At 71.2% G+C, this 13347-nt stretch carries 12 protein-coding genes, 1 tRNA gene and 1 pseudogene; 7 read left to right on the top strand and 7 right to left on the bottom strand.

Annotated elements, in window-relative coordinates; translation table 11 throughout:
- Window positions 1–93: 93 nt before the first annotated feature.
- Both ACIQMX_RS34470 and ACIQMX_RS34475 read left to right on the top strand, forming a co-directional pair.
- Window positions 94–1215: an NADAR family protein gene (locus tag ACIQMX_RS34470; RefSeq protein ID WP_402484051.1), complete on the top strand. Its 1122-nt coding sequence runs from the start codon at window positions 94–96 to the stop codon at window positions 1213–1215.
- A 170-nt stretch (window positions 1216–1385) separates the two neighbouring features.
- A complete protein-coding gene (locus tag ACIQMX_RS34475) occupies window positions 1386–1859 on the top strand; it encodes a carboxymuconolactone decarboxylase family protein (protein ID WP_402484053.1) in 474 nt (157 codons plus the stop codon).
- 156 nt (window positions 1860–2015) lie between these two features.
- On the opposite strand, the gene ACIQMX_RS34480 is transcribed toward ACIQMX_RS34475, so the two are convergent.
- Window positions 2016–2690 carry a DNA-binding response regulator gene (locus tag ACIQMX_RS34480; RefSeq protein ID WP_402484055.1) on the bottom strand — a complete coding sequence of 225 codons (675 nt, stop codon included), beginning with the start codon at window positions 2688–2690 and terminating at the stop codon, window positions 2016–2018.
- Between the two features lie 68 nt (window positions 2691–2758).
- On the opposite strand from ACIQMX_RS34480, the gene ACIQMX_RS34485 reads away from it, so the two are divergent.
- Entirely contained in the window at window positions 2759–3601 is an 843-nt protein-coding gene (locus ACIQMX_RS34485; protein ID WP_402484057.1) for an oxidoreductase, read from the top strand.
- A 101-nt stretch (window positions 3602–3702) separates the two neighbouring features.
- A complete protein-coding gene (locus ACIQMX_RS34490; protein ID WP_402484059.1) occupies window positions 3703–4419 on the top strand; it encodes a class I SAM-dependent methyltransferase in 717 nt (238 codons plus the stop codon).
- A gap of 46 nt (window positions 4420–4465) precedes the next feature.
- On the opposite strand, the gene ACIQMX_RS34495 is transcribed toward ACIQMX_RS34490, so the two are convergent.
- Window positions 4466–4539, bottom strand: a tRNA-Met gene (locus tag ACIQMX_RS34495).
- Between the two features lie 177 nt (window positions 4540–4716).
- Between ACIQMX_RS34495 and ACIQMX_RS34500 the strand changes: the two genes are divergently transcribed.
- Both ACIQMX_RS34500 and ACIQMX_RS34505 read left to right on the top strand, forming a co-directional pair.
- The gene (locus tag ACIQMX_RS34500; RefSeq protein WP_402484061.1) at window positions 4717–5646 is read left to right on the top strand and encodes an LLM class F420-dependent oxidoreductase; all 930 of its coding nucleotides are present in this window, start codon (window positions 4717–4719) and stop codon (window positions 5644–5646) included.
- Between the two features lie 104 nt (window positions 5647–5750).
- The gene (locus ACIQMX_RS34505; protein ID WP_402484063.1) at window positions 5751–6629 is read left to right on the top strand and encodes a sigma-70 family RNA polymerase sigma factor; all 879 of its coding nucleotides are present in this window, start codon (window positions 5751–5753) and stop codon (window positions 6627–6629) included.
- 168 nt (window positions 6630–6797) lie between these two features.
- On the opposite strand, the gene ACIQMX_RS34510 is transcribed toward ACIQMX_RS34505, so the two are convergent.
- Window positions 6798–7085, bottom strand: coding sequence for a DUF2087 domain-containing protein (locus ACIQMX_RS34510; protein WP_363070075.1), 288 nt, complete (start codon window positions 7083–7085; stop codon window positions 6798–6800).
- 165 nt (window positions 7086–7250) lie between these two features.
- On the opposite strand from ACIQMX_RS34510, the pseudogene ACIQMX_RS34515 reads away from it, so the two are divergent.
- Window positions 7251–7694 (top strand): annotated as a pseudogene (locus ACIQMX_RS34515) (GNAT family N-acetyltransferase); the annotation flags it as partial.
- 184 nt (window positions 7695–7878) lie between these two features.
- Here the strand turns inward: ACIQMX_RS34515 and ACIQMX_RS34520 are convergent.
- The 4 genes from ACIQMX_RS34520 to mmsB all read right to left on the bottom strand — a co-directional run bounded on the left by ACIQMX_RS34520 (window position 7879) and on the right by mmsB (window position 13343).
- Window positions 7879–9045, bottom strand: coding sequence for a S1 family peptidase (locus ACIQMX_RS34520; protein WP_363070077.1), 1167 nt, complete (start codon window positions 9043–9045; stop codon window positions 7879–7881).
- A 243-nt stretch (window positions 9046–9288) separates the two neighbouring features.
- Window positions 9289–10794 carry a carboxylesterase/lipase family protein gene (locus ACIQMX_RS34525; protein ID WP_402484176.1) on the bottom strand — a complete coding sequence of 502 codons (1506 nt, stop codon included), beginning with the start codon at window positions 10792–10794 and terminating at the stop codon, window positions 9289–9291.
- Window positions 10795–10924: 130 nt separating this feature from the next.
- Window positions 10925–12082 (bottom strand): aldose epimerase family protein, encoded by a 1158-nt coding sequence (locus ACIQMX_RS34530; RefSeq protein WP_402484065.1) that lies wholly within the window; start codon window positions 12080–12082, stop codon window positions 10925–10927.
- A gap of 25 nt (window positions 12083–12107) precedes the next feature.
- A complete protein-coding gene (gene mmsB / locus ACIQMX_RS34535; protein WP_363070081.1) occupies window positions 12108–13343 on the bottom strand; it encodes a multiple monosaccharide ABC transporter permease in 1236 nt (411 codons plus the stop codon).
- Window positions 13344–13347 lie beyond the last annotated feature (4 nt).

Consider the following 13347-nt stretch of genomic DNA (forward strand, 5'->3'; position numbering starts at 1 on the left):
AGGAGGCACACGTCACGGCGCTGTCTCCCCGCGGGACTTCGACCGTGCGGAAATTCCCCGACCGCTCAAGGGCGGCTGCGACACAATCGCCGGATGATCGGCAACAAGACCACTCATCGCACTGCGGACGGTGTTCGGATACCCGGCACCTGGCGCCACGCCTTCATCCGCAACGGCGGCACGCACTACCTCACCGACCTGTTCATCTACGCCGACGGGCTCATCGACTGCTGGGAACTGGTCACCCTCGAGGAGTTCCAGGACAAGCTCCGCAGCGGCTGGGTTGCCACCACCCTGCCGGAGGGCGCTGAGGCATCCGCGTTCCAGCTGGCCGGCTGGACCTTCAGCGAGCCCCGCAGCTACCTCACTCCGGACCTGTTGGTCGCCGAGATCCGGGACACCATCGACCAGCTCAACGGGCGCCCGGATTCGACGGGCCGATGCCTCGCCGCCGTCGACACATTCCTCTCCGACCGGACCGAGGAGAACCGCGCCGCAGCCCGCAACGCCTTCCTGGCCATCCCGGTCTCGCAGCGCCGCTACGCGCTGGGCGACATGGACAGCGAAGACTGGCCGCTGCGGGTGCTGGTGGCGGGACCCGGCGGCGAAACCTACGTCCCGGTCGATGGGCCGATCACGCAGGAGGCCTACGACAGGGCCGTCGCCTACTTCGAGGAACGGGCGCGATGGGCCGCTGAACGGGCCGCACGCGTCCCGGCGGACGGACCGGTGACCTCCTTCGCCCCGGCGATCAAACTGGACCACACGTATCCGAGCAAACCGGTCGATGCCCCGGGATTCCGGGGCTTGCGCAATGACTACCCGGCCCCGATCGTCGTCGGCGAGGTCAGCTACCCCTCTGCCGCCCACGCCTACTGGGCGCTGTCAGTGGCTGCTCCCGAGGCCCGAACCGCGATCGCCACGGCAGAGACCCATGCCGCCGCACGCGAGTCCGCGACCGCGGCAGCCCAGCGTGAGGGCTGGCAGCATGCACGCACCGCGGTGATGACGGCCCTGCTGCGCGCGAAGTACGACCAGCACCCCGACCTGGCCGAGATCCTGCTGGCCACGGACGACGCCACCGTGATCTACGACGACGCCGACTCGGACTTCTGGGGTGACAACGCCGGCCGCGGCCGCAACTGGGCAGGCCGCCTCCTGGAACTCGTCCGCTCGGAGCTGCAGGCGCAGCGGGCCGGTTTCGCAGGGCTGTAGAGGGCCGCCCGCTGCCGGGAGCCAGCGGCCGCCCCGCCGAGGTCGGTAGCCGGGACGTCGAACCAGGTGACCGGAATGCGGAGGACAGGGCCGTCACGAGTGGCCCTGTCACATTCTCCCGCGCAGGCCCGTCACAGAGGTGTACCCGTCATCACCTCTAGGAGTTCACCATGGAAGCGCGCCTGAACCTGTTCGCCAACCCGCTGGCGGCCAAGTCCCTGAAGCACCTGGTCGCCGCGGGCAGGGCCTTCGCGGAGTCGACGCTGCCGGCCTCGACGGCGGAGCTGGTGAAGCTCCGCGCAAGTCAGATCAACGGCTGCGGTGTCTGCACCGACATGCACACGAAGGACGCCGCCGCAGCCGGCGAGACCGCGACCCGCCTGCATCTCGTGGCCGCCTGGCGGGAGGCGACGGTGTTCACCGACGCCGAGCGCGCCGCGCTGGAGCTGGCGGAGCAGGGCACCCGCATCGCGGACGCGGCGGGAGGCGTCACGGACGAGGCCTGGTCGAACGCTGCCAAGCACTTCGACGAGGACCAGCTCGTCGCGCTCGTGGCGGTCATCGCGTTCATCAACACCTTCAACCGGCTGAACCTCATCGTCCGGCAGCCAGCGGGCGACTACCGGCCCGGCCAGTTCGCATAGCCCGGGCCTTCGGGACAACGAAACCCGTCCCGGGGCGTCCCGTGTCATCGGGTGGCCCCGGGGAGCCGGCTCGTGCGCGTGGTCCGCAGGCGTGACCGCCGGTCGTCCCGCGGGCCCACACCACCTGGGCTCCCGGGACGACCGGGGCGCGGGCGGTCACTCCGTCCGCCGGGGCAGCCCCAGCTCGCCCGCTCTCAGCCCGGCCTGGAAACGTGAGCCGGCGTCGAGCGTCGTCATGAGCTGCGCCACGCGTCGCCGATAGGTGCGCAGCGAGACGCCGAGCCGTCTGGCCGCCGAGGTGTCGGTGAGCCCCGAACCCAGCGCGTCGATGATCGTGCGGTCGTCCGCGTCGAGATGCGGTACGTCCTGCCTCAGGTAGGCGTCGAGCTCGACGGAGTTGTCCCAGATGGCGGAGAACAGCGCGTGCACGCCGTCGACGACGGTGGTGGAGGTCGTCACGGTGTACTGGCGGCCGGCGGGCGTCTCCCGGCCCGCGAGGATCGTCACCCGCCGGTCGATGATGATCGTCTCGTGCGGAAGCGGAGAGCCGCTGATCCGGACGAGGGCGCCCTGACTCTGTACCAGTCGCAGGTGCCTGCGCGTCGCCTCGTCGGCGAGCGCCATCGGGCTGAGCAGTTTGCGGGCGGTCGGGCCAGGAGAATCCGTGGCCCGCATGCGGTTGCGGATCGATGCCCTGGCCGACGGCTGTGACCAGGTGTCGAGATCCCGTGCCGCGCACAGGAACTCGGTGCGCACGGACTCGAAGAGATGACCGGCGCGCGCGATCAGTTCCGCGTCGCCCTGGACCGAGAACATCTGTTCCTTTCGCACTCCTCCAGTCTGGCAGCAAGCTGCCACGAGCTCGCCCTGCCGCACCCACGGCGCTGACCATGGGTCCCATGACGATCAAGACGTTCTCCCTCGGCGGGGACCTGACCATCCGGCGGCTCGGATTCGGCGCCATGCGCCTGGCGATGGGCACGTTCGACGGCCCCGCACGCGATCCTGGCACCGGCATCGCGGTGCTCCGTCGCGCCGTGGCGCTCGGCGTGAACCACATCGACACGGCGGGCTTCTACGGGAGGGGTGCCGGACGGGCCAACGAGCTGATCCGTACGGCTCTGGCTCCCTACCCGGACGGCCTGGTGATCGCGACGAAGGTCGGACCGCTGCCCGGACCCGGCGGTGTGCCGAGCGGCCAGGCGACGCCCGGTCAGCTGCGCTCACTGGTCGAGGCGGATCTGCGCGCCCTCGGTCTCGACCGGCTCGACCTGGTCTATCTGCGGGTGGGCGGTGTGACGGGGCCGGGCGGCGAATCGATCGCGGAACGGTTCGCGGTACTGGCCGAACTCCGGGAGGAGGGGCTGATCCGGCACCTGGGCGTCAGCAACGTCGACGCCGTCCAGTTCGCCGAAGCCCGGACGATCGCGCCCGTCACGGCGGTACAGAACGCGCACGGCGACGACCTGGGGATGCTGGCTGATTGCGAGGAGTCGGGTATCGCGTACGTGCCGTACTTCCCGCTCGGCGGTGGCCGGACCCCGCTCGACACCGAACGGCTCGCCAAGGCCGCGGCCCGGCTGGGAGCGACCGCCGCACAGGTACGGATCGCCTCGCTGCTGGCCACGTCGCCGTCGGTGCTGGCGATTCCGGGCACCGGTTCCCTCGATCACCTGGAGGAGAACCTCGCGGCGGACGACCTCGTGCTCGACGCGGAGGACCTGCGCGAGCTTCGCGGCTGACCCCCGAGGAGCCCGGGTTCGGCATGTTCCACACGCTGCGCGTGCCGGGTGCTGCCGGTCGAAAAGCCCCGCCCTTCCGGCAGTGCGGGAACAATGGCCCCATGCCTCCCGCCTCCGCCACTCCGCCATCAGCCGGGGAGGAGGAGGCCCTCCGTCTCCTCCCCGACGACGCCCTCCGGTCGTTGGCCGTGGTGGCCAACAACACGATGAACCGCGAGCGTGGCCTTCACGGCGTCAACAGCTACACCCGCGAGCTCGGGTTCGATCCGGTCACCCACTTGTCGGGCCGCTCCGCTTCACCGTCCTGGCTCGATCTGTGCAGTGGGGAAGGCCGTGCCCTGCGGGCGGCCGCGGCCCGGCTGCCCGCATCCGCCGTGCTGACCGGGGTCGACCTCGTCGGCCCGCTCGATCCCGCTGCCCGGCCGCGGGGACTCGAGCTCGTCACGGCCTCCGTCACCGACTGGGAGGCACCTCGGGCGTACGACCTGATCACCTGTGTCCACGGGCTCCACTACCTCGGCGACCAGTTGCGCATGCTCACGCGTGCCGCCTCCTGGCTTGCTCCCGACGGGCTGCTGGCCGCCCATTTCGACCCGGACTCGGTTCGCCGTACGGACGGCAGGCCGGCCTCACGTCCGGTGCTGGCCGCTCTGCGCGCCGCCGGATTCACCTACGTCCCCCGCCACCACCGGCTCACGCTCCGCGGCCCGCGCCCTGTCCGGCTGCCGTTCCGCTACGCCGGCGCCGATCCGGCGGCCGGCCCGAACTACACCGGGCAGCCCGCTGTCGCCTCGTACTACACCCAGGTGGACAACTGAAAGAGGCAGGGCCCGGAACCATGGGTTCCGGGCCCTGCCTCAGCAGTAGCGGGGACAGGATTTGAACCTGCGACCTCTGGGTTATGAGCCCAGCGAGCTACCGAGCTGCTCCACCCCGCGTCGTTGTGATCCCCAGCCTATGCCATCCGGCCGGTTTCCCCGACCAGCAGGCCGCCGCGGCAGAGGCATGCCTTCGTCACCACGGATGCGGTCCCCCGCCGGACAGCCGACCGGTCACTCAAAAGCTCGTCGGCGTACGGTAGTTGCCTCAGCACACCAAATTGAGGGAGTACTCGTATGCCGGTCACGCTCGGTCTCGGTCTGCCGCAGACGAAGCAGTACGACATCGGCCGCGACGTGACCGCCGTGGCGCGCGCCGCGGAGGCCGTCGGGTACGAGAGCCTCTGGGTGTTCGAGCGGCTCCTCTTTCCCGAACCCGCGGTCCAGGGCCTGTACGGCGTGCCCGGGCTGGCCTGGCCCGACCATTACCGAGGCGTCGCCGATCCACTGGTCACACTGACGCTGGCCGCCGCGGCCACCGAGCGGGCCCGGCTCGGCACCAGTGTTCTGGTCGCACCGTTGCACGTGCCGTTCCAGCTCGCCCGTTCGCTCGCGTCGCTCGACGCCGCCAGTGGCGGCCGGGTCGTCGCGGGGCTGGGCACGGGCTGGTCCCTGGACGAGTACGCGGCGGCTGCCGTCGCGCCGTTCGAGAAGCGGGGCGAGGTTCTGGACGAACTGCTGGACGTGTGCGCAGCCGTCTGGGGCCCGGATCCCGTCTCGTACAAGGGCCGTCTGACCACGATCGCACCGTCCGAGGTGGGCCCCAAGCCCGCGCGTCCCATCCCCGTCTATCTGGCGGCCTCCGGCCCCCGGGCCACGCGCCGTCTGGTCGACCGGGCGGACGGCTGGATGCCCGTCGCCATGGGTGCCTCGCAACTCGCCGAGCAGTGGCAGCGGGTGCGGGACACCGCCGCCGAACGTGGGCGCCGGCATCCGGTCGGGGTCTGTCTCCGTGCCAACGCGCGGTACAGCGCGACGCCTGTGCCCGGCACGGACCGGAAGCCGTTCCACGGCGACGCCGCACAGATCGTCGAGGATCTCGCCGCGCATGCCGCCACAGGCGTTCCGGAGATCATGCTCGACCTCCAGACCTCCCTGCGCGACGCCCGCGAACTCATCGACGTGGCAACCGAGGTGTACGAGCGGGCACGGGCGGCCGGCGTCTGAGCAGGGTGGTGCCGGACCGGACGGGGCGGGCGTCCGGTCGGCGCCGGCGCCCCCGTAGTTTCTGGAGGGCAGCTTCAGCCTCGACCGACGGAGGAACGTGACCCATGGACGACCGCACTGCCCTGGCCGAACGGTTCGAGGAGGACAGAAGCCATCTGAAGGCGGTCGCGTACCGCATGCTCGGTTCGGCGAGCGAAGCCGACGACGCGGTTCAGGAGTCCTGGCTGAGGGCCTCCCAGGCCGACATCAGTGAGGTACGGAACCTGACCGGCTGGCTGACCACGGTGGTGGGCCGGGTCTGTCTGAACATGCTCCGCAGCCGCCGTACGCGCCACGAGGAACCTCTCGACACGTACGACCGGGAGCCGGGCAGCGGTGAGGGGCACGATCCGGAACAGGAGGCTCTGCTCGCCGACACCGTCGGGCTGGCGCTCCTGGTGGTGCTGGACCGGCTGGCGCCGGCGGAGCGGCTCGCCTTCGTGCTGCACGACATGTTCGCCGTACCGTTCGCCGAGATCGGCCCGCTGCTGGACCGCTCCCCGGACACCGCCCGGCAGCTGGCGAGCCGTGCCCGCCGCCGGGTGAAGGGCGGCACCACATCGGGGGATGCCGACCTGCCCCGGCGCCGTCAGGTCGTCGATGCGTTCCTGTCCGCCTCCCGCGCCGGGGACTTCGAGGCACTCGTGGCGCTCCTCCACCCCGATGTGGTGCTGCACGCCGACCGTTTCGTCGTGCCCACCCCCGAGCCCGTCGTGGTCCGGGGCGCCCACACCGTGGCCAAGGGCGCGATGGCCGCCACGGGCCGTGCGCTGTTCACCGGGGTCGCGCTCGTCGACGGGCAGGCCGCGCTGGCGATGGCGCCGCACGGACGCCTGCGCCTGGTGCTCGGCTTCACCCTGGTCGACGGCCTCATCTCCGTGATCGACGTCGTCGCGGACCCGGACCGCATCGCCGGGCTCGACGTCGGCGTCCTCGACGACTGACGCGGGCCGGGCCCGGCCGACGCGTCGTCACCGTCGGCCGGGCCCCGCCCCCGTCCCACGGGCCTGCCTGAGCCGGCCGCACTCCCGAAGCGGGCGGGCTTCACCGCGTGGGCGCTGGGTTTCCGGGGGCGGGACCCAGCCCGGTGCGGGAAGGTTCCGCGCACGCCTTCACGCCACCGGGGGGACCGGGCGCCGGTAGGTGACGCCGTCCTTGGTCCGGGTCAGCTTGCCGCCGATGACCAGATAGCGGCGCAGCGCCGCACAGTCATCGTGGACGGTTCGCAGGGCGTCGTTGACTTCGCGTTCGGTGTAGGTCCGGTCGGGCCGGAACAGGGTGTGGGCGAGATGGTCCAGGAGCTGTTCGCGACGCGCCGTCTTGCGCGGGATCGCCGTCAGCCGCCCCTGGGAGAAGAGGGCGGCCACGCCGTGGCTGGAGCTTGATCGTTGGTCGGACATGCCCGGAGCCTCTCAGCCGGATCCGGCGCGCGGCAACAGATTTCTCGCGGCGCCCGGCCTTCCCGGCGCTCGTGGACGGGCCTCGGCGACGTGGTGCCGCGCGGCGCGACGCCTGCCTGGATGTGACGAGTTGACGTGCGGGTGCCGCCACGGTTTCCTGCTGCGATGAGTGAACTTCGCATCGAGCGGATCGAGCAGGCTGACGGGGACGTCCTGCTCAGGGACTGGCAGTACGTCCACAACACGATCATCCCCACGGCCGTGCTGTCGCTGGAGGAGGTCCGCGAGCGCGCCGGGCGCAACCGGCTGACCGTCGCCTATCTCGGCGAGGTTCCGATGGGCTGCTCGACCGTGCGGCCGCCCGCCGACGGCACTTCGGTGGCCACCGTGATCGCCCGGGTGCTGCCGGAGCACCGTGGCAGGGGGTTCGGCGGCCGGCTGTACGAGCACGGTCTGGCGGACGCACGCGCGCTCGGCGCCGAAGCGATCGAGACCTGCGTGCTGGAGTCCAACCCGGAAGGGCTGCGCTTCGCGCTCGGCCGCGGATTCGTCGAGACCGAGCGCTACGTACTGCCCGGCGACAGTGTGCCGTTCATCGATCTTCGGCTGGTTGCGGAACCTGCGGGCGGTGCCGGGCCCCGGTCGTCGTCACAGCCGGGGGTGCGGGCGGTCCGGGTGGGGCCGCCGGGCGACTCCGCCGGCCAGGAATAGCCGGACGGCCTTACGGGTGGGGCCTGTCGCACGGAAGCGGTGGGCTCCCCTACGACAGGCCCCGGGGGCCGCCTGTCCGGTGTCAGGCGGTGTGCAGGGTCAGTCCGTAGCGGTTCAGGATCTCGTTGATCGGCTGGTGCCAGGTCTCGCCGCCGGAGCTGCAGTTGCCCCAGCCGCCCGAGGTGACGCCCTGCGCCTGGTCCCCGCTGATGAAGGATCCACCGGAGTCGCCGGGTTCGGCGCACACGCTGGTCTTGGTCATCTGATGGACCGCGCCCGCGCTGTAGTTCACCGTCTCGTTGGTGGCGAGGACGCTTCCGCAGTGCCAGTGCGAAGTGGATCCGGAGCGGCAGATCGACGCCCCGACCGGCGCCACGGCGGAGCCGCGTACCAGTTGGTCGGAGACCGTACCCCAGCCGAGCACCACGGGGACGGTCCACCAGCCGTTGCCGACGCTGACCCAGGCGTAGTCGTTGTCCGGGAAGGAAGACCCCTGGAAGTTGCCTATCCCCGATCCGTCCCAGCCTCTGACGGACGCACCCGCCTGTCCGCAGTGTCCGGCGGTGACGAATCCGCCGTACACGGAGAAGCCGATGGAGCACCGGACGTTGCCCGTGTAGTACGGGTCGCCGCCGACGGTCCCCGCGGAGAAGGTCCGCGGGGCTTCCGCGGTCTGCTCGACGGCGACGGGGCCGGCGTCCCGGGCCCGCTCGACGAACTCCCGGACATCGTTGTCGGAACGCGCCGAGGAAACGACACTGACGACGACCTTGTTGGCCTCGGGGTCGACGTGCCAGCTGCTGACACCTGCGGGCGCCCGGAGCCGGTCGATCTTCGCCTTGGCGGCATCGAGACTGCGCGCGGTGTGCTCCACCAGGCGGACTGCAGCGCCGGTCGCCCGTACGGCAGCTGCCTGCTTCTCGCTGGTGACGGCGACCGTGAGACCGCCCGTCGACGGGTCGAACCAGGAACCGCCGTACGACGCTCCGGCGGCGCGTTGCGCGTCGGGCTGGATCGCGGTCGCCGTCTTCTCCGCGGAGAGCCGGGCCCTGGCCTGGCCTTCCGTCAGGCCGAGGTCCTTCTGCAGGGCGGCCATCAGACCGGCGGATGCCTGCCGGGTGTCGGGGGCGCTGCGGGCACCGGCGGTGGGGGCGTCGGCGGCCTGGGCGGACGGGAAGCCCGCTCCCGCCCACGCTCCGACGAGGAGCACGGCGGACAGGGCGGTGCGTAAAGCCGTGGTGCGTCTCATGGTGTTGGCCCTTCTGTTGTTCCGGCGACGTGGGGGAGGAACAGCAGGCGTCCGGGAGACGACTCCTTGAGAGCGCTCTCAGAGTGTGCCGATCCGGACTGTAGCCGAGACATCGTTAGCAGGTCCATGCCAATGACAAACTGCGGGGGGCCGATCGGCCGGGTCCGAGGCGTCCGCCGTGGCGGACGCCTCCCGCCGGGCCGCGGCGGACGGGCGCGCGCGGGCCGATCGGCCGGGTTCACGTCAGGGCTGGGCCGGGCGGTAGGTGAACGTGCTCCACAGCTCACGCAGAACCTCGCCGTCACGCCAGAAGCCGGGGCCAGCGGCAGGGTCCGCCGCTCCCCAGATCCTGATCGCGTCCCGCGACGCGTCGCCGACCGGCTGCCACCCCGGGTCACCGGTGGCCGCGAATCCGGCCCAGGCCGCGACCATCCGGGCCGAGAGGTGGTGGTCCTCCGGCGTCGGCGGGCCGCCGATCAGGAACCGGGCACTGTCGTCGGCGATGTTCCCGAAGGCGAAGGGAACGTCGGCACAGTGCCAGGCGTGGACCTCCGGCCCCGGTCCACCCCGTTGCCGGGCGAAGCGCGACAGGAAGGTGCGCCCGCCGGCCCGGGTGTGCGCGACGGCGAGCCGGTTGCTGTACTCGCCGTACATCAGGTCCCCGCAGACCGCCAGACGGATCGTGCGCGCAGTGGCGTCCGGCATGATGCGCCGGTATCCGGCCAGCACGGAGTCCGGGACTCCGAAGTCCTTGGCGAAACGGCTCAGTTCCGGTTCCGTCGTGACCTCGGCGCAGCTTCCGACCGCGTCGAACAGCCAGTACTCCTGGGTGGTGTGGCAGACGAGGAGATCCACGTCCGCGGCCACCCCGGCCGCCAGGGCAGCGAGCGGGTCGGCGCGCAGGAGACGGCCGTCGGCGACCGGGCCGAAGATGACGGGGTCCCAGGAGATGCGTCCGGAGTACGGGTCCTGCCGGTATCCCTCGGCCACCGCGTCGGACGCCCGTACCAGAGCCTGCGGGGACGCGGCCGCCAGGCCCGCCCGCGTCGCGGCCACCCCCGCCTCGGCGGCCACCTTCCGGGTGAGGTGCTCGGCGAGTTCCGGTGCGAAGACCGGTCCCACCGCGCTGTGCGCGATCGCCCTCCGGAACAGGCCCCGTGCCCCGTCCATCGTCATCAGGCAGGCCACTGATGTCGCCCCGGCGGACTGGCCGGCCACGGTGACGTTGTCCGGCGCCCCGCCGAAGGAGGCGATGTTGTCGCGCACCCACTCCAGCGCGGCGATCTGGTCGAGCAGTCCGCGGTTCGGCGGGCAGGCGTGGTCGCCGTCGGCCGGGACCTGACCGAACCCCTCGAATCCGACCCGGTAGTTGAGAGTGACCACGACGAGGCCGGCGCGGGCGAGCGCCGCGCCGTCGAAGTCCGGCTGGGCGCTCGAGCCGAAGGTGTAGGCACCGCCGTGGATCCAGACCAGCACCGGCAGCGGGCGGGTCCCGGTCTCCGGTTCGGGGGTCCATACGTTGAGGCTGAGAATGTCCTCGTCGCCGGGCGACCAGACCGGTGCGCCCGGCAGCTCCGCCGACTGCGGCGAAACCGGGCCGTACGCCACGCAGTCGCGGACGCCCGCCCAGGCGCGCCGCGGGCGCGGCGGCCCGAACCGGTCCGCGCCGAAGGGCGGTTCGGCGTACGGGATGCCGAGTACGGAAACGATGCCCCCGTCCGGGGCCCGTCCGCGTACCCGGCCGCTCATCGTGTCGAAAACACTGGTCAAGGCTGCTCCGCCGTCCTTCGCTCGCCGCCCCGGCCGGGCGGAAAGACATCAGAGTGACAGAGCGGACCGCTGTGGTGCGAGCGGATTGATCATCACCGCGGGGATTGGGTCAGCGCGTGGAGAACGCGTGGAGCGTCGTCGTCCGGTAGGTCCGGCCGGGGCGCAGCACGGTGGACGGGAAGGAGGGCTGGTTGGGTGCGTCGGGGAAGTGCTGGGCCTCCAGGCAGAAGGCGTCGCCCTGCCGGTAGAGGCGGCGGGAGGTGCCGGTGAGGGTGCCGTCGAGGAAGTTCCCGGTGTAGAGCTGCATGCCGGGTTCTGTTGTGTACATCTTCATGACCCGGCCGGATTCGGGGTGGGTGACGGTGAGCGCGTACTCGGGCCGGGGTGTGAGCCCTTTGTCCAGTACGTAGTTGTGGTCGATGCCCTGCGCGATCACGGTCTGCTCGTGCGGGGTGCGGGCCTGGGGGCCGATGCTTCTGGCGCGGCGGAAGTCGAACGGGGTGCGGGCGACGGGAGCGAGCTCGCCGGTCGGAATGAGTGTGGAGCCGACCGGGGTGTAGCGGGAGGCGGCCAGTTCCAGCAGATGGCCGTCGATCGTGCCGCTGCCCTCCCCCGCCAGGTTGAAGTAGGTGTGGCTGGTGAGGTTGACCACGGTGGCCCGGTCGGTCGTGGCCTCGTAGTCGATACGCCAGGCGCCCTGCGGGGTGAGGGTGTAGGTGACGCGGACGGCCAGGTTTCCGGGGTATCCGGCCTCGCCGTCCGGGCTGGTCCGGGTGAGGACCAGGCCCGTGCCGGCGCCTCGGGTGAAGGGCTCGACGTCCCACATCCGTTTGTCGAAGCCCCGGTCCCCGCCGTGCAGGCTGTTCGGGCCGTCGTTGACGGGGAGCTGGTAGGTGGCGCCGTCGAGGGTGAACCGTCCGTCGGCGATGCGGTTCCCGTAGCGGCCGATCAGGCCGCCGAAGTAGGGCGACCTGGCAACGTAGTCGTCGAGGTTGTCGAAGCCCAGGGCGACGTTGGCTGTCCCGCCCCGGCGGTCGGTGGTTTCCAGGGACTGGACGATGCCGCCGTACGAGAGGACCTTGAGGGTCGTCCCGCCGTTGTTCAGGGTCCAGCGGTGTACCGCCGTGCCGTCGGCGAGCCGGCCGAAGAGCTCCCTTTCGGGCGTGCGGCCACGGCGGTCCGAGGCGTGGGCGGCACCGGCCGCGGCGGTGGTGATCCCTGCGGCGGCGGCAGCCGTCAGCACAGTGCGTCTGGTGGTGCTGGGCATGGGTGACTCCTTGACGGGGAGGGAGTTACGAGCCGACCTTGCGTTTGTTGTAGACGTCGAAGCCGACGGCGGCGAGCAGCACAAGACCCTTGATGACCTGCTGGTAGTCGGTGCCGATCCCCACGAGAGACATGCCGTTGTTGAGTACGCCGAGCACGAGGCCGCCGATGATGGCGCCGAAGACCGTGCCGACTCCGCCGCTCATGGAGGCTCCGCCGATGAAGGCGGCGGCGATGGCCTCCAGTTCGAAGTTGGTTCCCGCCTGGGGTACGCCGGCGTTGAGGCGCGCGGCGTAGACGATGCCGGCGAGCGCCGCGAGTACGCCCATGTTCACGAAGACGAGGAACGTGACGCGCTGGTCCTTGACGCCGGAGAGCTTCGCGGCGGCGCGGTTGCCGCCGAGGGCGTACACATGTCGGCCGACGATGGCGTTGCGCATGACGTAGCCGAAGCCGATGAGCAGGACGGCGAGCAGCAGGAGCACGACGGGGACACCGCGGTAGCTGGCCAGGGTCATGGTGAAGGCGAGTACGGCCGCGGCCATGGCCACACACTTGGTGAGGAAGATGTTGCGGGGCAGGACGTCCAGTTCGTAGCGCTGCTGACGCCGCCGGTCGCGGACCTCCTGGAGGAGGGCGAAGGCCAGCAGCGCGCAGCCCATGAGCAGGGTGAGGTTGTGGTAGTTGGTCTCGGGCCCGATCTCGGGGAGGTATCCGGTGGAGATCTTCTGGAAGCCCTCGGGGAACGGGCCGAGCGAGCGGCTGCCCAGCAGGATCTGCGTGCCGCCGCGGAACAGCAGCATTCCGGCCAGGGTGACGATGAACGAGGGAATGCCGACGTACGCGATCCAGAAGCCCTGCCAGGCGCCCGCGACCGCTCCCACGATCAGCGAGAGCACCAGGGCCAGGACCCAGGGAACGTCGTGCTCGACCATCATGACCGCGGCGGCCGCGGAGACGAACGCGGCCAGCGAGCCGACGGAGAGGTCGATGTGCCCGGCGATGATGACGATCATCATGCCGATGGCCAGAACCAGGATGTAGCTGTTCTGGAGGACCAGGTTGGTGACGTTGTTCGGCTTGAGCAGGACTCCGTCGGTCCATATCTCGAAGAGGACGACGATCAGCCCGAGGGCGATGAGCATCCCGTACTGGCGCATGTTGCGACGGGCCGCGTCCAGGAGGAGGCTGCCGGTCGCCGGGGGCGCGGCCGGGGCTTCCTTGCCTGTGCGCGGCGGGGTGTCGGTGGGGGCCTGGGGCATTCCT

Origin of the sequence: Streptomyces sp. NPDC091416, assembly GCF_044756845.1 — a bacterium.
GTDB lineage: Bacteria > Actinomycetota > Actinomycetes > Streptomycetales > Streptomycetaceae > Streptomyces.